The organism is Nocardia sp. NPDC051750 (assembly GCF_044453135.1).
In the GTDB taxonomy this organism is placed as follows: Bacteria; Actinomycetota; Actinomycetes; order Mycobacteriales; family Mycobacteriaceae; genus Nocardia.
Window position 1 is genome coordinate 36,483 of the sequence record NZ_JBITCK010000006.1, and the last position, 19,524, is coordinate 56,006.

The 19,524-nt window shown below is 65.9% G+C and carries 2 protein-coding genes (1 of these 2 cut by a window edge); both read left to right on the forward strand.

The features are described from left to right. Positions 1–16,716, forward strand: the 3' portion of a protein-coding gene (locus ACIA75_RS25095; protein WP_397108065.1) for a protein phosphatase 2C domain-containing protein. 26,952 nt of this gene lie to the left of the window's left edge; 16,716 of the gene's 43,668 nt are visible here — the last part of the coding sequence; the start codon falls outside the window, past its left edge; its stop codon occupies positions 16,714–16,716. 1,507 nt (positions 16,717–18,223) lie between these two features. Further along, entirely contained in the window at positions 18,224–19,480 is a 1,257-nt protein-coding gene (locus ACIA75_RS25100) for a hypothetical protein (RefSeq protein WP_397108067.1), read from the forward strand. Positions 19,481–19,524: the final 44 nt, after the last annotated feature.

A 19,524-nucleotide genomic window follows, 5' to 3' on the forward strand; every position in this document is an offset into this window, starting at 1 on the left:
ATCAGCCAGAATCTGTCGGGGTATCTACGGAATCGGCGGAGGAGCCCGGATCTCGAGCTCGAGTGGGCATATGCAGCGTTGGCCCACGATTTCGGTGTGAACTTCCCGACTGTGTCCCGGTTGTTGGGGGCGAATGTCACGCATGATGGGCCGGTTGCGCTGTCGGGGATCGCGCAGGCGCTCGATGCTGATCCCGAGGCCGGCTTCACGGTGGTTGCGGTGCCGCGCGCGACGGTGCCCGGGAGTGGAATGGTCCCGGGCGAGGCTGGCTGGCATGTGGTCACGTTGTATCGGCGGGATGCGATGCCGGGGGCAACTGCCGGGGATTCCTCCGATTCTCCGGTGTGGATTCACGAACTGAGCTATCCGGTCGATGAGTTCGGCAACAGGGTGGCGGGCCCGCCGGTGGTTCGGGACGAGCCGTTCAGTCCGGTTAAGCATTATCCGGGCTTGTCCGGTTATCGTTGGGAGTTCGACCGTGCCGGTGATCCGTTCGACGGGCTTGCCGACAATGAGCAGCCGTCGGGTCGGCCGGACGTGGATTATCCGCGGTGGGGCCGGGTCGGTGCACCGCCGAGCGATGGCGGGAACGGCGGCATCGATAAGTCGAAGAACCCCGCTGCTGCCGCGCGACGGCTGGTGACCGCGGCGCGGTTGCGAGTGCCGAGAATATTGACGCAGTTGGTCGGCCAGTCATCAGGGCAACGCGGTGCTTACATCGCTGAACAGGCCGCGCGCAACTGGGTGCACGGCGCGGGCGCGGTGCCATCCGCGGGGGTCAACGGGAGGACCAAGTATCTGCTGGCGGACTGGCTTGTCTCCGGTTACCGGCACCAAGATCCGCCCATGACTCGCCTTTCCGCCGCAATTGTGCGTGACGACGGTTCGTTCGAGGCCGCCGCTCGCGCTTGCGCGGTATCGCCGGAGAATGCCTGGCTGGTGCGGGAATATCTGCGGCTTCGGCGCCGGGGATCCGGGTCGGTCGATGCGCTGGCCGAGGTTGCGCGAACAATAGAAATCAACGGCAAGTACCCGAGTGCGGAGGCGGTCAAGCAGCGAGTTTACCGCGCGGCTCGCAAGATGGCCGACACTGTGCCCACGGAAGAACCCGTCGTGCTGGGAAATCTTGCCGCGAAGATCGCCGACCGTAATCCGGAGAGTGTGCGCAAGTGGCTCGACAGTCTCGCCGACCCTGTGGAGAAGGCGTGTGCCGTGCATCGGGTTCTGCACGGTGGATCGGTACGCGAGGTAGCGGTAGCTGCTCACTGTTCGGTCGAGAAGGTCGAAATCGCGCAATACGACGTCCTGCGAAAGCTGCTCGAATCTCTCCCGGAAGACATCGAAGTGGATATCCCGGAGCCGGGTGTCGACGCGCCCGGGAAAACCCCTGCCGGGGACGCATCTCACGCCGATAATTCTGCCGGCACCGTCACCGACGCACCCGCGGCGCCTTCGGAGAGCCCGGCTCGGAAAGGGTGGCGGCACTGGCGCGTGCATGATGAGGTCGATTTGGCGCGGCGGCTCTACAAGAGCGACGAATGCCGGGCTGCGGTACTGACCGTGCTGGACCGATTGCGGAAAGTTCTGGCGGAACTGCACCCTGCGGCGCCCGAAGCGGAGATTGAGGCCGCATTTTTCGCGTACAGCGAGCTCGGGTGGGACGGCATGGTCCGGTCGACAGTGACGCTGAACGAGTTGAAAACCCACGGCAATCTGCGGGAGCTGATGTCGGCGGTGTACAGCGCCATGCTCCGCAACCGTGAGTCCGTCGATCCGGTGGGCATGACGCTGGACGAGGGCCTGGCGAAACTCCTGAACCAGGACGAGTGGGAAACCAGGGCCCGTGGGATGGGGCTGGACGTCGACCGGCTGGTCGCGGTCCGCGCGTCGATCGTCGGTCGCGGGGCGCAGATTACGGCAGCGGAGATCCGCGACGCCCAGCATGCGATTCCGCCCGGCCCCGAGGCGGCTCGGCGGGCCATCGAATGGGATCTCGGCCGTGCTGCTCCCCGGCGGCCGCTCGAGGAGGTGGCGCGCTGGCATCTCACGATCCAGGACTTTGCGCTGCTGGGTATGGAGTTGTCACGCCGGGAGCTCGAGGCGTTCCCCGACGGCGCACTGCACAAGTTCGGCAAGCAGCGACTGGATCCCGGTGAGTTCCCACTGCTGCCCCGCGACGACGAAGGCATAGTCGATATCGTGGCACTCGAGGCCGCGCTACAGGCCGACGACGACACGGTCAGCTACGCCCTGCCCGTCTACCGCTACGACCCGCAGGGCCGGCGATTGCGGGACGACACCGGGAACGCGGTTGTGCGCACCGTGCTGGTCTATCGCGACGAAGGACCTGTCGACGTCGACACCGCTCTGGCGCTCGATCCTGACCATTACGCAGTGCCTTTGCCGTATCCACCCGGCTCGGTCACCATCGAATTCGATACGTCGGGGCAGTGGTTCCAGCCCGTTGCCCTGGCCGGTGGAATCCCGCTGACTGCAGGAATTTCGGGCATGACGGCTCGAATGATGGCACGTTTCGCCTGGCTGAATCTGCCCGACAACTCCGCCCGCGATCTGGGGCGCGGTTTCGCTGGGGCCTTGATCGCAACCCTGCTTCCCCAGCATCATTCACTGTACGAGGTCATGCAGGCAGCACGAATTGTCGGTGTGACGATAGCGGACGAATCCGTTTTCTCCGGTCCTGATGTGGACGTTGAGGAGCTGTACCGCGCCGCGGACGAAATATTCGGAATTCCACCGTTTTCGACCGACGAAGAAGCCCCGGCCGGGGTGCGGACGGGCCTGCCGGACGACGATCTGCGCTCGAGTTCGTGGGACGATGGCACGACCCCGGGCCGCGCGGGGACGGTGCCGGGGGGCGAGCCGTCGACCTGGAAGGCGCCGGGTGGTTCGGTGGGGAACGGGACCGGTGGCCCGAGCGGGAGGCAGACCGGGACCGCCGGGCCGGGCCAGCCTCTTGGGTCGGAGGCCATGGATGGTGCGGCGGATTATGTTGCCCCGATTCCGAGCACGGCTGTGAACAATTGCTCGGTACAGGTGCACCGGGAACTGCAGCGGGTGACGGGTAATCCGCTGATCAAGGATCCGCTTACCACCCCGCTCGGCGGCACCTTGCTGGCCGATGACGAAGAGGCGGGAGGCTGCCGGTTGCAGGGGGCTCCCGGGCCGCACGCTGTCGTCGAATCGCTGAGGGCGCGGGATGAGGTTGCGTATGTCAAGACCGTTATCGACAACGGCGGCGATCTCGCCCACGAGGTCTTGTTCACGAACAATCTGGATCATGCGCTCGGGCGTTCCGGGCCGACCAGTACGGGTGTCCCACATGGAGAGGTGTGGGTATTCGACCCGGAGAACCCCGGACCTCAGGAGTACGGCGGGTGGCGTCCGTATGAGGACGGCGAGTACGACGGCGCTGAGAAGACCGGCATCGCCACCTATGTCGGGGGCAGAGCGGTGCCGGTGCCGGAGGATGCTCCAGAGTTCTTGTTGGATAAGGAGATCGCTCGCACCGGGGACGGCGCGAACGAGCTACGGCCGGATTCCGCCGGCGCCGGACTCGCGGGTCCCGAGGCAGGATCGCCGGTGGCCGTCGCGCCGGAGGCGCAGAGTTCGGGGATCTCGCGATTGCTGACGGCCGCGAAGGAGCACGCACCGGAACTGCTGTCACTTGTGTCCATGGAGCTTCGGAAGCGAGGGGCCGCGGGCGCGGACGCATTCGATCAATGGTGTAACGGTGAGCTGACGCTGGACCAGCTGGCGACTACCTCCGGCTCTGCCGGACAGAACATCTCGGCGGGCGGCGACATCATGAAGAGTGCTGCGGACCTGTTGTCCGGGCGGGACTCCACGCCGGTGAAAGCCGGCCATGTGGTCGAGGCAGCCAGCCGCCGCCCGACCGGCACCTACCCGGCCGCATATGCTCAACTCTCGCCTGCCCAGCGGGATCAGCTGGCAGGACGACGTCCCGGGCTCAATTTCGCCGTACAAGCGATGGCGAAGCGACTTCGTACGCCGGGCCAATTCGAGAGCATGGCTGTCTTCGGTCCCGGCTCCCGGGATGCCGAGTCGCTGAGTGAGGAAAGGCGCGCACTCGCGGAGACCGAGGGGCGCTCCGACCTCACCGACGACGACTCGGCGTCGATCGATTACGCGATCGCCCGGAACTATCTGGTCGACTCGGCGGGTGAGACCGAGGAACGGTCCGGGCAGGCGCCGGGCCGTACGTCGCCCGGGAATGCCGTACTGCAGGTGTGCCGGCTGATCGAGGCTGTTCATCCGGGCGTCGTGCACACCGAGCACAGCGGGGATCCGGCGAAGGTCGGGGATGTCTACGCTGCGTTCGGTGCGACCGACCCGTTCGACGGGTTCTCCAGCGACGAGATCGGAATCGCACACGACAAGATCGCGGCGGCGCTCGCGGTAGGTGATACGGCGGTCGTGGTGGACAGCTACGAGCGGTCCGCCGACCCGGCGCGCGACCTCGGCGCGGATGTGCGCGTATACGCGGTGATGAAGGTCGCCGGGCCCGCGGTGGTGGCGTGGGAATGGTGTGCGGGCCAGTGGGTGCCCTATGAGCATGTCCCCGGTTCGCCGTTCCGCGGCGCGGCGCACGGAGTGCCCACCGGTACGCGGGCGGCGGTGATCCGCAACGGCAGAGTCGTGGCCGGACTGGGTGATGCGAACGCGCCGGCGCTGGACCCGGACCTGGTCGTAAGCGAGCCGGAGGCTGCTGGGCCCGCGGACGGAGGTGTGAACTGGACGGCGACCGGGCTTCGGGTGATCGGGCTGGATCCGGACCCGACCGATTATCCGGCGGCGGGGCGGCCGGACACCGGAAACGCCTACCTCGACCTCATTGCCAATCTCGGCGAACAGCAGGTCGATGTGGTGCTGGCACACGGCACGGTGCAGGAATTCCGGTGGCTGGATCGGTGTCTGGGCGAGGTCGTTCGTTCCTTCACCGAGACCGGCGACGAATACAAGTTCGTGCGGAGACGAGTCGATGCGGCCGTGCGCCATGTGGTCGCCACCCGAGGGAAGGCACTCGAGGTCCGCATCGCCGCCGATGATCAAGGGCTGTCGCTGGTAATCGGGGACGGTGTCCGTCCGTGGTGCGAGCTGCGGGCGAAGCGGCAGCCGCGGGGTACGTCGCTCGGTCCTGACAGGCCGGCCCACCGCGCCGCGGACCGCCCTGCCCGGGTGCCTCGGGCCGATTGGCCGTTCGAGGACGTGATGCGGTCGGACGAAACGCAGTTGCGGATCTGGGGCAGGGAAATCGGAGGCAGCGGGGGCCATCTGGATCGTGCCGGTGAGAACTGGACAGAGCCGTTTGCCGCAACACCAGCGGCGATGTCCTGGACAGGAGGTGTTCCGGTGCGCCTCGAGGCCGGCCGGATCGCCGGACATCAGGCCCTGTCGGAGATCTCGGCCGCGCGAGCGGGATTCCAGGCGTACGACGTGGAGCCGTTGTCGGAGTGGCAGGGTCCGGGTCCGCGGCCCGCACAGTGGATATCGGTGCATGGAGACGGTTCCGGCGACACCGCCGCGCAGATCGGCGGGTGGCTGCATGATCGTGGTTTCACTACTGTGAGCGCAGAAGCCGAAGCTGTTCTGACCGACCGGCCCGACGCCGCGGTAACGGCCTCGGTATGGGATACCGGGCACGAGCAGCTGCTACTGGTCGAGATCGATGATCCGCGCGGCTCCCGCCGGATGACGCTCGCGGCAGTGGGTCCGGCGGACCCTCCGCGAATTGTCCGGTCGGTTCCGGCGGCCACAGTTCCGGGTGCCGGCACCGAGGACCTCGCCGATCTCGGCCGGCAGCTGGTCCGGCTCGGAAAGGCCGGGATCAAGCGGCCGCGTTTCCCTCACGGCGATTTCTCCCTGCCAGGAGGTATATCCACATGTCTGTTGCAGGCAGCTCCGCTGTCCGGCGGGAATACCCGGATCGCCGCTCAGACGCGGAATGGGCAGGGGCTGTGCGTCGAAGTCTCCGACCCGGCCGGCGGCACGGGGGACTGGCTCCGGTTCGAGGAACGGCCGTGGCAGCAGTCGGCGACTCCGGCGGAGAAGCGGCTCACGCCGGCGCACTGTTTCGACGGGGCTCTCGGCCCCGCGATGGAGCCCGAAGACCGTGGTCGTACCGCCGCGGCCTTCGCCGCGAAGCTGGCTGTCGAGCCCCCGGAAGGGGTGACGTCCTGGCTGGGCTCGGTCGTTGCGGCGCAATCTGAGCCGATTCGGGTCGGCGTGAACCGTGGCGGGGAGACAGTGTGGTTCCGCAACGGAGCCACACCGGAAACGGCCACAATGTCGATCGACCTCGACGGTAGTACCGCGAAACTCAGCGGCCGGGTCAGCGAGAGAACTACTGCACAGGACCTGTGTTCGTATGCGGAAATGCTGTTGGAGGCCCTCCCCGGTAGAACCTGGCCGACACGGTTGACCGAGTGGCTGATGGTGGCGATCACCCCGGACACTGCGGTGCAGATCACTGTCGATGCCGAGGGCACGGTGACGATCGGTCTGCGCCGCCCCGGAGGGCCGGTATGGCATTCCGTGACACTGCCGGCCGCGGCCGGCTCCCGCGGCGACACCGGCGGATCCGGGGATTCCGGGGCGAACACCGGAAACGACCGGTGGCTGGCGACGTGGTCCGCGGAGACGGCCGATGGAGTTGCCTTTGCCGTTGACATCGCACAGCGTCAACTGGCCGAGATCTGGGGTGACGGCGCACTCGTCGTTGTCGACGAATCGGATCCGCCACTGCCGAAGTTTCTTCCCGGCCTGATGGCCGGCCGGGGAGGCAAGGTCCATGCCGAGTTGATCGACGGCCCGCCGAAATACCGGCGCGACGTGACTCTCGGTGGCGCGGGCGGTGACGCCCGGCGTTATCATCAACCACCACCCACCGTGCTCGCCTTGGTGCAGGACGAGCTGGCGCTGGCCGAAGAGGCACTCGAACTGGTGGCCGGCGACGCGTCCGGGGAGGCACGGGAATCGGCCGAGTTTGCGGTCGCCAAGTATCGTCGCATGCTGGAATTCGTGCGGGGACACAAAATTCTTTGCGACGCACCGGGACTGAAGCTCGACGAGTTCACCCGGATGTATGCGCCGCACTGGCCGGAAGATGACGCGGACGACGAACTGGCATCACCCGAACCGGCGGACCCCGTCACTCTGGGTCTCGATCCTGAGGCTGCGGAGATGGCCGCCCTGGTCCACGATGCGTCGACCGGCCGGAAGAACGGCATTCCGTTGTATCGGACGGATCTGGCCGACCCGCACCTCGACCGGTTCTACGAGTGGTCGTCTCGCGGTCAACAACACCGGCCGGAACAGTACGACAGTATTCTCACGCGGTCGGAATACATTCTCGGGCCGATCGGGTACCGGGAGAAGGCGGAACAAGCCTGCCGGAAATTCTTCGACCGGGTACCCAATGGTGACCAGGCAGGCGGGAAACGTCCGGAGCAGGACGGCTCCAGCGGAAAGAATCGCCGGGGCAAGAAGGCGCGGGGAGGCGGATCGTCCGAAGACCTGCACGGTCGTCAGCGGATTATCGATGAACTTCGCACAGCGGTGTCCGACCCGCGAAGAAGGTCCGAGATCATCGGTGCGGCAATGGATGTCATCAGGGGCCGCGGACCGGATGAACTTCTGGGCAGACTGGACGACCCCGATCGGATGGCCGGATATGTAGCGAACTGGTTCACCGACGGGGACATCCTGTATCCCGACTCTGTCAAGAACCCGGGTGAGAATCTGTCGAGGAAGCAGCGTCAGGAGCGGAGAATTCAGGAAAAGGCGTGGGAAGATTCGGAGAGGGAAAAGCGGAAAACTCAGGCTCAGGAATTTCTCGACGCCGGCGACATCTACCGTTTCGTGCACGCAGTCTTCGTCGAACAATGCGTGAACGATATTCGTAAGACACCCACCGGAAATCTGCTGAAACCTGCCGAGAACGCTATGTCGGTCGACTTCGATGCGATCGAAGCCCACCTTCTCGCCGCGCTCGGGGACCAGGGCACGGTAGACACCTGGATCGGCGAATCCATCGACACCGTGAGTAAGAAATACCTCGGGGCGGTACAGGCACACGACACCGGCGACTGGGATCAAGCGTGGTCGATGCGCGTAGCGAAGGAAAAGCAGCAGGAATTCATCGGCAAGGTCATAAAGCGCCGCGAGTACGTCGAGAGACGTCGTGCGCGTTACGAGTACTTGCTCTACCGGGCCGCCGCTGGGGACGGCGAATTCGACATCGAACAATGCCTGGCAGCGCTCGGGCTCGAATTGGACGTGGTGATCGGTAACCAGCCCCTTCGTCAGATCGTTCTCAACTACCTGCTGGCGGCGAAACAGATCGAGATCGAAGGGGCCGGCCCGTACACGTGCAAAGCGATGCGAATCGATGAGAACGGCACCATCACGATCAACCTCGCGGACGCGCCACTCGACGAAATAATGGGTGCCGTGATTGCGGCGACGATCTACGAGATCCTGTCGGGCAAACGCATCCACATCGTGTACCTGCAGGACCATATGCACCTGGATCCCGGGCGGACGGCGCTGATGGAGCAGCACACCGAACTGCGTGAACCACACAGCGAACTGCTGAACGAGCACCCTGCACTGGACGGTGTCCTCCTGGACCCTGCTCTTCGTAAGGATATGGAAGAAGAAGAGGGAAAGCGGCTTCTCGTCAAGAGCAAGGTCGATGGGAAGCGCGACTACACCGATCGAGCCAAGGCGTACTCGCTCCAACTGCACCTCTTCTACACCTATCTGCTGAAAGTGGCGCCCCAGCATCAGCTGGAGGTCGACGAGGGGAACGTTCCCATCGAGTCGATCCTGCAATACCTCAAAGATGTTGCAAAAATGGCAGATCCCGAAGTGTTCGAAGTCTATTACGCGTGCGCCGAGCATTATTCGCCGGACACGGAACACCCGGCATCGCCGAAATCGAACGATCCCAGGGCCTGCGGTGCACGACTCGACGATGCGGACGACAAGAAGAAATGCACAAGGAACCGGAGCTTCTATGTGAGATTCGGAGACATGCATATAGAGATTCAGAACGAAGGAGGGGATGGTACCTGCGAGGGTCTCGACATCGGCGCGTACCTGCTGAATCCATTGGCACTACTGCGAAACCTCAATATCTTGACGGTGGTCATTCTCCGGAACATGCAGGAGCAGATGATTCCGGTTGCCACCGCGATGCAGTACTTCGGATTCGATTATCACGCCATGAATTTCGATATGAACGAAGAAGCGCCCCGGATGCAGTTGATTTCCGGAATGCGGTACCTCGTGTGCGACGAATTCATACGTGAGCTGCGGCTGGCAGAGGAAATGGCTCGCGATCTAGAGAAGTTCGCCGAGATGATCAGGGAGGTAGCTGTATCACCGAAGCCGATGGACAAAGAGGGACACAAGAAGGAGTATGAGCGGCTCCGGAAGGAGGTGGCAGAAAAGCAGGAGCAGATAGATGCCGAAGAACGTATTGCCCGGCTCGAGGCGTCGAACCGAGCCAAGGACGAGGTCATCGAGGCACTGCGGCGGCAGTTGGCGGAGGCCCAGCACCCCGGACCGATGCGCCGCTCGGTGCCCGCATCAGGCCGACCGCGGGACGTGCCGCGTGACGACCGAGTCGAGGACCGCAGCAGAGCTGTTCAGGTACTGGTGACATGGTGGAACAGGCTGGATTCCGCCGGCCGTACGGTGTGCGCTCAGGAACCCGCCCGCCTGCTGGCCCTGGTCGGTGCTCAGCGGGCGGACGAAGTTACGGCCGCACTCGACCAGCTGGCGCAATCCGGGGCGCCGGACGACATCGGACCCCGGGGCGGTCCGGCAGATATCGAGTGGCGGGAAGTCATGCGGGCTCGGCGGGAAGCCCTCGAGCAGTGGCGTGAGGTGCTCGCGACAGCATCGAGGACCGCGCCCGGTGCGTCACCGCATTCGGCGCAACCAGCGGGCGATACCCCGGATACCCCGGAGCCGGACTCGCTGGACAAGTACGTCGGCGACCCCACACCACCGAATTCATCGGGTTCCGTAGCTCCGGTGACCGGACGGTCGGGACGCGAATCCGACGAAGACGGTGTGACTTCGAAACCCTCCGGTGTGACCTGGGATGACGGATCCGTGCCGTCGTCCCAGGCGACACCGGAGGGTTCCGGCCTGAGCAATGTCTGCGCCCCGCGGGCGTTGGACGCATTGCCTGTACCAGGTATATCGGGAGCCGACCTCCGCAAGGATGATCCGACACTGCCCGGACACGGACAGGCGCCGCTCGAGGTGGCGATGGGCGGCCGGGAGCTGATGGAGTATCCCGCTGCTGACGGTTCACCCGGCACCCGCACAACGCTGGCCGACCGGATTCCGATCGGCGGATGCGCCCTGGCCGTGGACGTGTACAGGACGGAGCGGAATGAGGTCGGTGCACATGCCTACGTCATGGTCAGGGTGGGTGCGGACGAAGTACGGCTCTACGACACCGTGCGGATGGAGTGGCTGAGCTGGGAGGACTTCGAAGCCCGGGAGAACGACCGGAACGGACCGGTACAGGTGGAACGCACCGTCGGTACGGTATTCCCGTCGCCCCGGGACTTCGCCGGGCCGCCGGGCCGCCGGGCCGTTTTGGGTGATATCCGGATCGGTCTGACCGACAGCGATGAGCCCGCACCGTCCAGGAGGCGGGACGTAAAAGGCCAGGGTCTCCGCAGACACGACCGGCAGGGTGACATGGACGGGGAACCGGACGTCGCGGCGGAGCAGATTGTCGACAGATTGCGGGAGCGCTTCCGGAAGATCGTGTTCACCGAGTTCGGTGCCGTGTCGGCCCAGGTGGCCGGGCGCGCCGCCGGGACGGTGCAGGAGATGCTCGATCAGTATGCCGGCCTGCTGAGCCTGAGGAAGATCGAATTCGACCGGAACCTCGCGGTGTCGAGGAACGCCAGCGGGGTAGCTGTTCGGAAGCCACTCGTCATTGTTGACGCCGAGTACCGTTACGGGAAGCTTCGCGCGACCGGAATCCGGATCAGCCCCGACATCACCGTGGACCAGGTGGACACCGAGCTGCTGAACGCTTTCTGCGACGCGCTCGGCTATGCGGGGCGCTGGCGCGCCGAGACCGGCGCGCAGGACGCATTGCGAAAGGAATACGCGGACAACCATCACCGGCCGGATGACGACGCGGTCGACGAGGACGAGCGCGAGTACCAGTTCGAGCTGGGGTTCCAGGACTGGATGGAAAGCCGGTTGGGCTCCAGCTGCTTCCATCGCAACGGAACCTTGGACGGCCGGTACGCTTTGCGATCGGCATTTCGGGAATATCACCGGCTCCCGCCCGGCACCGATATCGACCGTGTCCTTCACTCTCTGCTGATCGAGCAGGCGCAAGTGTGGAGACGCCGTCGCGTCGGGAAGCCGCCCAACGCCGCGGAAAGGGAGGCGCGTCGCGAAGCCAGGAAAACCCTGCGGGGTCTTCATGTCGCTACCCGCGGATTCGCCGGGCCGGGCCTGGACAGGGGCATCTTACGCAGGATCGCCGAAAGCTTTCGTGACAGCGTGGACGGGTATCCGTTCGTCGATGTGTCCGCCGTCGTGATCGAGCCGATACCGGATGACAGGAAGACCGGCGTACCCGTGGTCGCCATGGTGCGCGTGGACTCGGCGGGTGCGCGGACCCTGGTGTTCAATGAGCGATTTGCCCGCGACGCGGAGTATCTGCGGGCCTCGTACACCGATGCAGTCTGGGACGGATTTTCCGTCGACAAGGAACTCGAACCGGTTTCCGCGGGCCCACATACCGGGTTCCATCCAGGGGTGCCGGGTGACGAAGTGGCCTTCTATATCGACCACGAAGTCACCCATTTGCTGATCCTGTTCTCGGATGAGGACCGGGAGTTGGACAAGCTGCTGGCAATGCCGCCCGATGAGCGGGAGGCACGCTACGGTCGAATGTCGGCGCTGCAACGCTCACGCCTGAAGCGGCTGGCGATAGTGCGTGCGGGACTACTGTTCGCGCTACATCACGCTTACCGGGGCGTGGTCACCGATCCCGCAATGACGTTCGGGCAGTGGCTGCGCAGCCAACTCGGTGGATACAGCTTCGACAACGGGCGCCTGGTGCTTCGTGAGGCAGTAGCCGAAGCCCGGGCGGCGGTACGCCGCCGGGGGGACAAGGCCAGAGTCGCCGAGCAGGTATTGGCAGCGGCCACTGAACATTACGCCGGTTATGCCCGGAGGATCGACGTTGGCACCGACTCGGAACCGGGGCTGGGCGAATCCGATTTCGAACTCGATCGCGAGGAACCGCAGCCGGAGATTGCCCCACACCAGATGTATCGACCACGCCCGCTCGCGGGCGCCCTCGAGCCGGTAACCGTGGACGGTGGTCCCGAGGCCGCAGTGCCCGGTTTCTCGCAACCGACCGTGCCAACGCCCCACCCTGACGGCCACCCCGGCGGTGCCTCGACAGCGCCCGGAAGGAACGAGCCGACAGAGATGTACATCGGTGCTGACCTGGTTCGGGCTCCGGAACCGGCGGTGGCAAGCCCCTCGATGGTGGCCGGGCAGCCAGGGGAAGTGCCGGCGTCGAATTTGCCCATGCCCAACGCGACTCGGCCCAACGGAACACCACAGGGTCCGTTGAGTCCGATGGCCGCTGTTCCGCAGTGTCTGTCGGATCCGAATGCCGGGACCGTTCAGTTGGCCGTTGCCGACCTGGGCGCCTCGGGTCCGGGGACGGTGGACCGTGGTCCTGAGGCAGCGGTGCCCAGCGTCTGGGAACTGGTCGCGTCACCGGCCGTCTCTGATGTCGATGCTGCGGTCGACAGTAGCGGCCGGCGTGTGGAGGCGTTGATGACTGAGCACGAGGAGGCGTTGCGGGCGCGGACAGTAGCGGAACTGCAGGCGCGGACCAGGGGGTCCGAGGTGAGCGTTGATGCAGTGCTGGCTGAGATTCGGGTTCGCGTCAGCGGCAGTGAGTTTCCCGCCGACCCAGCTGAAGCCGGTGATTGGCTGAAGTACACGGTGGCCCCAGCTGTTTTCAACGAGTACCTGGGCCCCGTCGACGGTCGGCACCGTGGCCCGATCAGTCCTGGCTCCGGTTCGCGTGGCAGGGCGGGAAACCGCAGACGCCCGCTTCGCGGACCCGATGCGGGCGACCACCGCGATCCGGTAGTGGTCAGCGAGACCGCACGTGCTGCGTCCGGCCCTGGTGGTAACAGTTGGACCGGCAACTTCTCCGCGGACCTTTCGAGGGATCGGATGCTGACGGGGTTGCTCGAGGTACACGGACTCTCCACAGGTGTGGTCTTCGAGACCATCGCGCGGGCCTCAGCCGCCGAAATAGGCGCCGCTTGCGGTCTGATGGATCCGCATTATCGCGGTGTGCTGGAATCTCGCTTCGGGCCGGCCCCGACGGAAGTAGAAGCCGCCGTCGCCTCGAACGGCTACGATCCCGGGCCGTTGGGCACCGCCGAATACTGCGCTCTGGAACTCCGCGCCCTGGTCGATCTGACGGAAACGGTGTTGAACGGGCGCGGCCCGTGGGGTAGGAGGGTGGTACCCGCACCGTGGGCAGACGAGGCCGTCGAACTGAACGAGTCCGAATTCGCTCCCCGGGCAGCACGCTCGAACTCCGCAGATCTCGGGTGGAGGCCGGTCCCGGTCCTGCCCATCGTGGCGGGTGAGCGATGGCAGGACCTCCTCGAGTCCGCGGCCACCGGCGGGGCCGAGATCCCGGTTTACCTGGCGGCGGATGGCCGTGTGCTGCTGCGGGGAACCACCGCGACGGTAACCGAGGTCGCGCACTGCGCGGCGGCATACGGAGTGCGCTCTCTCGTCGTGCGCGTCGATCCTGATCCGTCCCGGCGTGCGGACTCCGGTGGGCAGAAAACGGATGCCGCGATAGCGGCGTGCGTCAGCGCGTTCGGCGGCATCGGGGTGGATGTCGGCTTCACCAGCGGCGACCCGGCCGTACTGGAGGCAGTGGCGGCGAGAGCTCCCGGGGCGCCACGGTCGCTGCGTCTCGACCTGCGGGCATTCGGTGCGCAGACTCCGGCCGTGGCCTATGCCGACCTGCTCCGCGCCCGCCGGCACGGTATCGCGGTGGTCGCGGAAGTCGCCTCCGAGCCGGACCTGGATCTCGCTGTCGCGCTCGGCGTCGACGGGCTCGTCACCGGCTGCCCGGATGCCGTACTCGGGGCGGTCGATCGGTACCAACGCACCGATCCGGGTACTCTCGATCCGCCGTCCGGTGCCGGGGCGGCGACACTCCTGGACCCCGCTCGCCTGGCGGCGGGACAGCTGGCTCCGTTCGAGAACGGATACGCGCCGCAGGCGATCACGGCCGATATCGTCGGTGCCGCGATCAGCGCGGGGGCCAACGTGATCGGTGCGCAATTGTGGTGGTACAAGGGGGTGCCGTGGGTGTCACCCCTTGTCGGAGACGCGGCCCGGCCGCGCCTGCTCTACGACGACCAACCCCATGGGCTGGTCTCCTCGTTCGGGAATATGCCGTTGGACGAACTGGTGCGACTGGTGGCCGGGCGCGGAGCCGGGCTGGCATTGCGTTGTGCGCCCGGCGATTCACTGCTCGACGGTGACTTTCCCGGTGATCTGTTCCTCGGCGCCGCAGCCGTGGCTCGCAACCTCCAGGTGCCGGTGCGATTCGAGATCCCGGAGTCCCAACCGGAGATCATGAGCCGGGTGGCCGCGGACGAACGGCTGGCCGAGGTGGGCATTGCCTGCGTAGCGGCCGCCGGGTCCACAGACACACTCGCCTGCGCCCGGGCGTCCGGGGCGACCATGGTGGTCACCGGGAAACTCCTCGACCACAGTGCGTTTCGCCGAATTCGCTCCCGCCGGAAGGGCCCGCTTCTGGTCGTCGTCGAGCGCGAGGTATCCGTGGAAGGAGCCCGGAAACTGGCGAAGGCAGGTGCTGTCGGGGTGCGCACCTCGCGGCCTGCCGAGATGCGCCCGCTGGTGGGTGGCGCCGAGGTCATTGCGAAACTCGCGACAGGGGAAGCACTGGAACAACCGACGTATGACCGGGGAGCATTTTCCGGTCAGGAGCGGCCGCGGCATCCGGCGGCCGTTCTCGGCCTCGACCGGGACTCGTGGATATCGCCCCGCACCTATCCCTTCGACCTCCGCGCCGAGGTCGGCAGCATTCCCGAAATGTTGCGTGCCCTCCGGGAGGGAACGACATCTATCGAGGTGGGTGTCGTTCTCACTGCCGAAGGAGTGCCAGTGGTGTATCGGGCACCGGCGACCGTGACCACGGCCGAGGTCGCGCGGACCGTTTTCCGGTACTCGGCAGCCGATCTGCACTTCCACGGTGTCGGTCATCGTGGCCTGCCGGGCACCCTGCAGTCGGTGCCGGTCGGCGATACCGGTATCCGAGTGGTAGGACTGCGGGAGCTCGCCACGCACCTGGACCGACCGGCGAGCCTGTGTGTCCGGCTGGACGTCGACTCCGAGATGAGTGTCGCGCGCGCTGGTGCTTTCGCGGTCGCGGCGGATCAGGCAGTCCGGGACTCCGTCGTAGACTATCGGCTGGCAAGCCGCCGGTGGGATCTCCTGGCCCGGACAGCCCAGGCCCTGCCCGGTGTGCCACTGGTGGTGATTGCCGACGCGTTTCCGCACAAGAATAGTGAGGCCGCGCGAGCGATCGGCGCGGAATGGTCGGCGAAGGTACGTCGCAGGGGTATCGTGCGGGCCGCCCGTGAGCTCGGCGTCCGCGAACTCTCGCTGCCGGGTGAGCTGATCACAGCGGACCTGCTTCTGGCAGCTCGCGGATACTCCGAGGAGGGCGTATCCGCGCTGGCGGTGTATGGCCGGGCCGGTGCGAGCGAGACGGCGGTCGGTCGCCAGCTCGCCCTGGCGGTCGACGGGATCACCACGGGCGATCTGGAATCGACGCAGCGGGCCATGGCGTTCGAACCTGCTTCCGCGCCGCGAGGCGAGCGCGACTGGAGGGAGCTGCAGGAGGCCGGAGCCCGGCTCAGCGAGATTCTCGGTGGGCGTGGTCCCGGCGATTCACCGGATACAGTGCGCTCTGGTTCGCGCCGCATTCAGTACCGGGGCAGGTATACCTGGGATTCGCTGTGCGCGATTCAGTTCGGCGCGACAGAACTGGTGCTCGAGATCGATGTGACCTCCGATGGTGTGCCGGTTGTGTCGAGATTTCCTTACTTCCACCAGATGGATGAAACGGAACGCCGCTTCAGCACCGGATATACCACGCTGGAACAGGCGATTCGGCTCGCGGGTGCGGGAAAGGTGACCTGGCTTCTCGATATCCGGAAGCTGCCGGAGCGCGCAACCAGGGCTCAGGCGGAAGCAGCACAGGATGCGGTGCGGTCCATCGTGGCCGTGATGGATCGGGTCGGCGCCGATTATGGGATGCGGAGCCGATTCGCGCCGGTGGAGACGGCGATCGAGGCCGTGGCCCCGGACCGGATCGGAGAATTGGATTTCACGCGGCTGAAGGACCTGCCGGTCGGTCTGCCGATTCTGGCGGGGCAATGGGCGCAACACAACCGGCAGCGAATCGGCCAACCCGAGGAGAACTCATCCGGTGGTCGGCCGGTGGCGGAGCCGGATATCCGAGGAGAGGAGCCGGGGCTGTCTCCGGACAGCCGGCTGGACGGTCCGGCCGGGAATCCATCCGGTGATGCGAGCTAGGCGGTATCCGGGCCCGTTTCTCCGGTTCCGGCTGTGTCCGGCCACGCTGTTCCCGGCTCGGACGGCACTTACCTCGATCCTGAGTTGTCCGCGGCACCGGACAGCACGCTCGCGTACTCGACACCGGTGAGTCGTTCCGATTCGGCCCACAACCGGCCTGCGCTCCCGCATCCTGAGCCTGTGCGGCCGACGCGACCCGCTTCGGGTATCCCTTCAATCCGAAGAGCCCGGTCGGCCCGTAGAACTCACAGCCCTTTACCTCGTCTCCGACCGCGGCCCGCAGGGTGGACAGCGCCCCCATGGCGGCAGACTGCTGGCTCCAGGACACGAGCAGATACCAGGACATTCTGGTGAAGGTTCCTGAGATCGCATTCATATGCTACCGAACGCGGACTGGACCGAACCGGGGTGCGCTGCCACTGCTCGGGTCGCGGCACCGGATGCGGTGAGTCGCCGCTGCAATTCGAACGTGAACAGCAGGTTTGCCAGCTTGGATTGCCGGCTGCGGGAGACCACCACCTCCCGAAGAGCCCCCGGCTCCGGGGGGCGGTGGTCGCGGTGACAGACTATCCACAACGGACCGTCTTGTGCATTTCCGCAGGCAATCTTGACTATCCTTTGACTTTATTCCAGGGATTCCGGGCCGGGATTTCCGGGGCGGTGGACAATTGTGATACCTCGAAATATTATGATCGACGGCATAATTCGCCCGACGCAAGCCGAGTATATTGATCGACAGTTGATTACGCATTATTCGTTGTTGTATATCGGACACTCGTGGCTCGATGAGCGCCGGCCCGGTGTTGCGGGCCGTGGGAGGGTTTGCGACGGACCCCCGGCAGGCCGTGCTTCCGGCAATTCCGAAACAAGTGCTTTGTACGGATACGTGCCGTGTGAAATTAGCTGGCAGGCAGGAGTATTGGGGCTATTCCGCGGAGCGGGAGTCATGATCGCCAGCACCTTCGTTGTCTCGGATTTGCGCCCTGTCGTCGATGTCGGCAGTGGCCGGGGGGCGGTTGCTGCTGCTGGCTGGCTGATCCAGTCTGCCGTCATCGATGTACTGCCGGCCTCCGAGGATCGGCGTCGAGGTGGTCGCGGGATTGCTGCAGTACTCGTTGACCGACCTGGTTCCAGGCTACGAAGAGCGCGAAGACGGCGGTGTGGTGGGCTCGGCCGGCTTGCCGGTGTCCGGGACTCCGCTCGATCCATATATCTGAATTTATGGTTTTCACAATGTCTGGCAATCGACCGGCCAACATTTTCTGCGGTAGCTCGGCTCCGTGGAGCGGCCTCGCTTCCAGCGTGGATGCGGATAATGCCCTGCCGGCGGGATTTCGTAGCGGATGAACTGCCAACATCGCGCAACTCCCCGAGCGGATGCTGAATTGTCAACAGCTGTTAAGTTCTGGTTGATTTGCTGTCGAACGGGCCGGATAGGTGATCGAATGTGCTGCATCGCACCGGCGAAACGTTATAGTCCGGACCCCGGGCCGAGGAGGTCGTTGCTGTGACCGAGACGAGCGGCCCGACGCTGCGTCCGTCTCCACTGGACCGATTGGCCGAGCCCGAGGAGAACAAGGAGCTGTCCGTCGAGGACGTCCGGTCGGCGTCGCGAAGACCGGGGATGCCCGAACCGGCACTGCGACAGTGGCTTACCGGGCGCCCGGCGCCCGGTGCGGGGGTTGCCCGGAACCAGCCACCGGAACCCGGTACCCGCCAGATGGGATATCGCGACGCCGGACGTGCGTCTCGCATCGAGGTAGCGATGACCACCGGCGATCATCTACTGTCCCGCATCCCCGACAGCGACGTCGCCACATTCCGCGCCGACGCGTACCGCCGTCTGACACCGGAGGAGTTCGCGCGCGTCGACGCCGTGTACGCGGCGGGTCTCGAAGCGACCTGCCGATGGTTCGCCGCACGCACCGGTCACCCCTGCCGGCACGACCTGGATCGCCGGGTCGACCCCGTCTGGCTGACAGGTGAGGAGCGGGCGCAGGCCGAATACCTGCGTACCGTGCTGCGCCCGCGGCGCCCGCTGCGCCCGTCCCGGCGTTTCCTGCCCGGGGGATCCGGGCCGGGCCGGATCGACGAATGGCTGGATATTGTGGGCCTCTATCGCTTCCTCGGCGCTTTCGTGGCCGGCAGCCCGGGGCGCGGTCACACGGTTGTCCGGTTGCGTGGCGCGCAGGCGGCCTTCCTGTTGCACGGGATGCGCTTGGATCTGCCCGCGGACCTCAATGCTTCGGTGGGCCCCGGGATGAGTACCGTGCGACTCGACGAACGGACTGTCGAGTGCATCCGGAGCCGCGTTTCCGATCCGGTCGATGCCGCAGCCCTGGCCACGGCGCTCTTCACCGGTGCTGCCATGGTCGAACTCGCTTCTGTGCCGCGCACGGCCCTGACCGGCGATGCGCTGATCTTCACCGGGCCGGTCGGCTATGCCCGGGCCGCCGATGCGTACGTGTGGGTGGTACCGCCTTCGGCCCAGGCCTTGCTGCGCGAGGCTTACCTGTATCAGGAGAACCGGGCGGAGCGCGGTCCGAAACTGTTCGCCGGTGCCATCGGAGGCGCCGGCCGTGTGCTCCGCGCTACCGCCGCGCAATGTGCTGTGGCTCTGCCCGAGCAGCACCATTGGCATCGGAGCTGGATCTGCCGGGCGGGGCTGCTCCGTGGCGTCGAACAACCGGAGTACGTTCGCAATACCGACCTGCTGTTCGCGCTCCGGCTGGCCCCGCGGCCGGGAACGGTGCGCGGTGAGTGAGTCGATCCCTGTCGGTGAGCGGCTTCGTGGTGCCGTCACTTCCA